This window comes from Brevundimonas sp. UBA7838 (assembly GCF_002500885.1).
Taxonomy (GTDB): Bacteria; Pseudomonadota; Alphaproteobacteria; order Caulobacterales; family Caulobacteraceae; genus Brevundimonas; species Brevundimonas vesicularis_C.
Genome location: NZ_DLTK01000098.1, coordinates 531 through 5,257 on the forward strand (window position 1 = coordinate 531; position 4,727 = coordinate 5,257).

5 protein-coding genes are annotated in these 4,727 nt (G+C 67.2%); all 5 read left to right on the forward strand.

All coding sequences use genetic code 11. The features are described 5' to 3' along the window. Positions 1 to 228 precede the first annotated feature (228 nt). The gene (tolB, locus tag B3T77_RS08960) at positions 229 to 1,593 is read left to right on the forward strand and encodes a Tol-Pal system beta propeller repeat protein TolB (RefSeq protein ID WP_112861281.1); all 1,365 of its coding nucleotides are present in this window, start codon (positions 229 to 231) and stop codon (positions 1,591 to 1,593) included. A gap of 140 nt (positions 1,594 to 1,733) precedes the next feature. After that, entirely contained in the window at positions 1,734 to 2,297 is a 564-nt protein-coding gene (gene pal, locus B3T77_RS08965; RefSeq protein WP_055753951.1) for a peptidoglycan-associated lipoprotein Pal, read from the forward strand. 127 nt (positions 2,298 to 2,424) lie between these two features. Further along, entirely contained in the window at positions 2,425 to 3,567 is a 1,143-nt protein-coding gene (locus B3T77_RS08970) for a DUF3667 domain-containing protein (RefSeq protein WP_292078940.1), read from the forward strand. A gap of 41 nt (positions 3,568 to 3,608) precedes the next feature. Further along, complete coding sequence (locus B3T77_RS08975) at positions 3,609 to 4,454, forward strand: tol-pal system protein (RefSeq protein WP_292078941.1); 846 nt, start codon at positions 3,609 to 3,611, stop codon at positions 4,452 to 4,454. 74 nt (positions 4,455 to 4,528) lie between these two features. After that, on the forward strand, positions 4,529 to 4,727 hold a 199-nt coding region (locus B3T77_RS08980), incomplete at its 3' end, for an ATP-binding protein (RefSeq protein WP_292078942.1).

The window sequence follows — 4,727 nt, forward strand, 5'->3', positions numbered from 1 at the left end:
GGCGCCCTGCGCGCCCTGCGCCAGACCGCGCCGTTCGACGTGCCGCAGGGCTTCCCCGGCGGCGTCTATCGCCCGACCTTCAACACCGAAAGGGCGTGCCGCAATCGCTGATCCGCCACGCCTGCAAACCGCCGTCCCGAATGTCGCCCTATTCCCCGTGAAGCTGGCGAAAGTCGAACGGCCCGGCGATAAGGGGCGGCGATCCTTCGAGACTTATGGGAGCATCTGATGCGTCTGAACCTTCTTCTGGCCTCCGTGGCGGCTGTCGCGATGGCGGCTCCTCTGACGACGGCGGCGCAGACGCCTCAGCAGAACCAGCCGGTCGAGGTCGAGATCGATCAGGGCGTGCTGCGCCCGCTTCAGATCGCGGTCGTGCCGTTCGCCGGGACGCATGGGTCGGACATCTCCAATGTCGTCAGCGCCAATCTGAAGCGGTCGGGCTTCTTCGAGCCGCTGAACCCTTCCAGCTTCATCGAGACCGGCCTGACCCTAGCCAATGCGCCGAACTTTCCGCAGTGGACCCAGATCGGGGCGCAGGCGGTGCTGTATGGCGGGGTGACGACGCGCGGCGATGGGCGGCTGGACGTGGGCTTCCGCCTGTATGATCCCTACCGCCAGTGCCAACTGGTCAGCTATCAGTTCACTGCGACCCAGGAGCAGTGGCGCCGGATCGCGCACAAGATTTCCGACGTCATCTATCAGCGCATGACCGGCGAGGCCGGCTTCTTCGATTCGCGCGTGATCTTCGTGTCCGAGGAAGGCACGCAGCTGAACCGGATCAACCGCCTGACCATCGCCGATCAGGACGGGTTCAACCCGACCTATCTGACGCAAGGCGACGAAGTGATCATGTCGCCGCGCTTCTCGCTGTCGCAACCGGACGAGATCACCTATGTGGCGCTGGGCAAGGATTACAGCCGCATCTACCTGTATAATCTGACGACGGGCCGGCGCGAGAGCCTGGGCGAGTTCGACGGTCAGGTGCTGGCGCCGCGCTTCTCCAACGACGGCAACAAGATTGCGTTTTCGATCATCCGGGGCGGCAATACCGACGTCTATGTGATGGACCTGCGCAGCCGCCAGATCACGCGTCTGACCAGCGACCCCGGCATCGACACCTCGCCGTCGTTCAGTCCGGACGGCAGTCAGATCGTCTTCACCTCGGACCGCTCGGGTTCGGCGCGGCTGTATGTCATGCGGTCGGACGGATCGGGCCAGCGGCCGATCTCGCGCGGCGGCGGCATCTATACGGCCCCGTCCTGGAGCCCGACCGGCAATCTGATCGCCTTCACCAAACAGGGTGGCGGCCGGTTCTCGACCGGGGTGATGAACGCCGACGGTTCGGGCGAGCGCATCCTGTCGTCCAGCTATTTCGAGGAAGGCCCGAACTGGGCGCCGAACGGCCGATACGTGATGTTTGCGCGCCAGACGCCGGGCGGCGACACGCGTCTGTGGACCGTGGACCTGTCGGGGCGCGTGGTGTCGCAGGCGGGCTATAACGGGCGCGGGACCGACCCGGCCTGGTCGCCGCTGCTGGACCGCGGCCCGAGCAATCTGGGCGTGAACCAGGGCGCCGACAGCTGCCCCGCCTAAACGCCGCACCGACACCGTCGGAGCCTTAAAGCTCAACTGTGCGTTATCGCCTCTAGCGTCGAAAAATCGGCCGAGGCAGACAGTAAAGCCAAGCTTGAGGCCCGCCCCTTGCCAGAAACGATACGTCAGGAGACGACCCCATGAAGACTTCCCGCATTCTCAAACTGGCGATGGTCGGCTGCGCCGTCGCCGCCATGGCCGCCTGCACCCGAAAGCCCCCGGTCGAGACCGGCGTGCCCGGTCCGAACGACGGCACGACGCAACCGACGGGTCCGGCCTATCCTACCGCGCCGACCGGTCCGGTAACCGGCGGAAACATGGGTTCGGCCGCGCCGGGCACCGAACAGGACTTCGTCGTCAACGTCGGCGACCGCATCTATTTCGACCTGGACTCCTATGAGGTCCGTCCCGAGGCCATGCCGCGCCTGGACGCCCAGGCTCAGTGGCTGCAACGCTATCCGTCCGTGACGATCCGCATCGAAGGCAACGCCGACGAACGCGGTACGCGCGAATACAATCTGGCGCTGGGCGCCCGCCGTGCGGAATCGGTGCGCACCTATCTGATCAACCGGGGCATTCCGGCGGGCCGGATCGACACCATCAGCTTCGGCAAGGAGCGGCCGATCGCGGAAGGCTCGAACGAGGACGCCTTCGCCCGCAACCGCAACGCCCACACCGCCATCGTCTCGGGCGCGCCGCGCTGACGACCGGCTGATCGGCTGATCTGAAGGAGGCGCCGGCCGCAGGGTCGGCGCCTCTTTTCGTTTCCGCGCTTGTCCTGACGCCGGGCCGGCGGCAAGAACGTCGTCACAGGGATCGGGGGATCAGCGAATGGATATCGAAGGGGCGGGCGCGGTCGTCACGAGCGGCCTGGCGGCGGGCGCGATCGAAAAGCCGACGGGCAAGGCGGGCGAGGATCACGCCCACGGCGTCTGTTCCGATTGCGGAGCCGAAACGAGCGGCAACTTCTGCGCAAACTGCGGCCAGCCGACGCACGTCCATCGCAGCCTGCTGCACCTAGGCGAAGAGCTGCTTCATGGGGTGATGCATTTCGACGCCCGCATCTGGCGCACTCTGCCGCTGCTGTGGCTGAACCCCGGCCGACTGACGCGCGAGTGGGTCGAGGGCAAACGCACGCGCTATGTCTCGCCGCTGGCGATCTTCCTGTTCACCCTGTTCGTGATGTTCTTCGCGCTCAGCTTCATGCCGCACCCGGAGTCCAAGACCGGCGAGGCGGCGGAGATGAGCGAACGGATCGCGTCCCAGCGCGTCGGCCTGGCCGAGGCCGAAAAGGCCCTGGTCCAGATGCGGGCCGAAAGCGGCGCCCAGCCGGACCCGACGATGCAGATGGCGATCAACGCCGGACAAAAGCTGGTCGACGACCGCCGCGCGGCCCTGGCCCGGCTGGAGATCGAGCAGCGCGACGGCCGCGCCGACGGTCTGAAGCCCGGCAGCTGGCAAGCCGGGATCAAGGACATGGCGACCGGCAAGAGCGGCGAGACCAAGCTGAAGGTCATGGGCAAGGATGCCAAGAAGGAAGGCCACGGCATTGGCGCCACCGTGCTGAAGAAGCTGCAGAACCCGGACCTGGCGGTTTATAAGTTTCAGCAGACGGTGTACAAGTTCGCCTTCCTGCTGGTGCCCTTGTCGATCCCGTTCGTGGCCCTGCTGTTCCTGTGGAAGCGGGGCTTCACCCTATACGACCACGGGGTGTTCGTTCTGTACTCGCTGACCTTCATGGCCATGCTGCTGATGCTGATGGTGCTGTCGGCGACGATCGCCGGGTGGCTGGGCGCCATCGTCATTCCGCTGGGCCTGCTGGCCGTGCCCGTGCATGTGTTCGCCCAGATGAAGGGCGCCTATTCGCTGTCGTGGTTCTCGGCCCTGTGGCGGACGATCGCTCTGTTGGTGTTTTGCAACATCGTCGTCGGCCTGTTCTTCGCGGCCATCGTCTATCTGGGTCTCGGCCACTAGCTCGGCCTTGCGGCGGCCCCAAATCGGTGAAAGCTAGACGCATGACCAAGCTCTCGATTTCTCGCGTTCATCTGCTCGCCGCCGCCGCCCTCGGCGTCCTACTGATCGGGGGCGGCGCGGTCGCCCAGCAGGCGCAGCCCAACATCATGGAGCGGACCGAGTGGGACAATCGCCGCCTGGACCAGCTGGACCGCAATGTGCGACGGCTCGAGCGCGCCCTGACCCAGAGAAACGCCGCCGGCCAACCCGTGCTGGTCGAGCCGGACCCCGAGGTGGTGACGCTGCAGGGGCAGTTCGCCCTGATGGACCGACGCCTGGGCGACCTGGAGGCCACGGTGCGCCGGATCAACGGCGACAACGAGCGTCTGACCTTCCAGCTGGACGAGGCCACCCGCGAGAACGAGACGCTGAAGACGCGTCTGGCGGACGCCGAGGGCCGGTTGCAGAAGCTGGAGACCCAGGCCGAGCTCAATGCGCCGATCGAGGCGACCTCGCCCACCGGCGATGCGACGCGGGATCTGGCGGCGGCGGTGGCCCTATTGGCGACCGACAAGCCGCGCGGCGAGCGGGCGCTGGAAACGGTGATCGCGGCCTGGCCCGATACGCCGCAATCGCGCGAGGCCAACTCGCGCCTGGGCGACCTGCGGGTCGCGGCGAACGACAAGGCGGGGGCGGTGCCCTATTACGCCGCCGCGCTGAAGGACTGGCCGCGTATCGGCTGGGCGGCGGATACGACGCTGAAACTGGCCGACGCCCTGTTCGCGACGCAGCGGAAGCCGCAAGGGTGCGCGGCCCTGGCTGAATTCACACGTCGCTATGCGCCCGCCGCTTCGGACCCGCAAAAGGCGCGGGCGGCGCAGTTGAAGACGACGGGCGCCTGCGCCTGACGTCTGACCCGGATCTCAGAGCGCGGGTCTTCGCGCGGCTGGATGCGCGACTGACGCGCGATACAGGTCGGCCGGTGGCGCTGGCCCTGTCGGGGGGCGGAGACTCCATTGCGCTGTTGCGGCTGACGACGAACTGGGCGCGGACGCGCGGGCGTTCGGTGCTGGCCCTGACCGTCGATCATCGGCTGAGTGCGGACAGCGGCCGCTGGACCGATTTTGCGGGCCGGGCGGCGCGGAACGCCGGGGCCGACTGGCGCGGGTTGAGCTGGGACG

Coding starts and splice junctions, on each gene's coding strand:
- tolB (WP_112861281.1), top strand. CDS start 229: ATGCGTCTGAACCTTCTTCTGGCCTCCGTGGCGGCTGTCGCGATGGCG.
- pal (WP_055753951.1), top strand. CDS start 1,734: ATGAAGACTTCCCGCATTCTCAAACTGGCGATGGTCGGCTGCGCCGTC.
- B3T77_RS08970 (WP_292078940.1), top strand. CDS start 2,425: ATGGATATCGAAGGGGCGGGCGCGGTCGTCACGAGCGGCCTGGCGGCG.
- B3T77_RS08975 (WP_292078941.1), top strand. CDS start 3,609: ATGACCAAGCTCTCGATTTCTCGCGTTCATCTGCTCGCCGCCGCCGCC.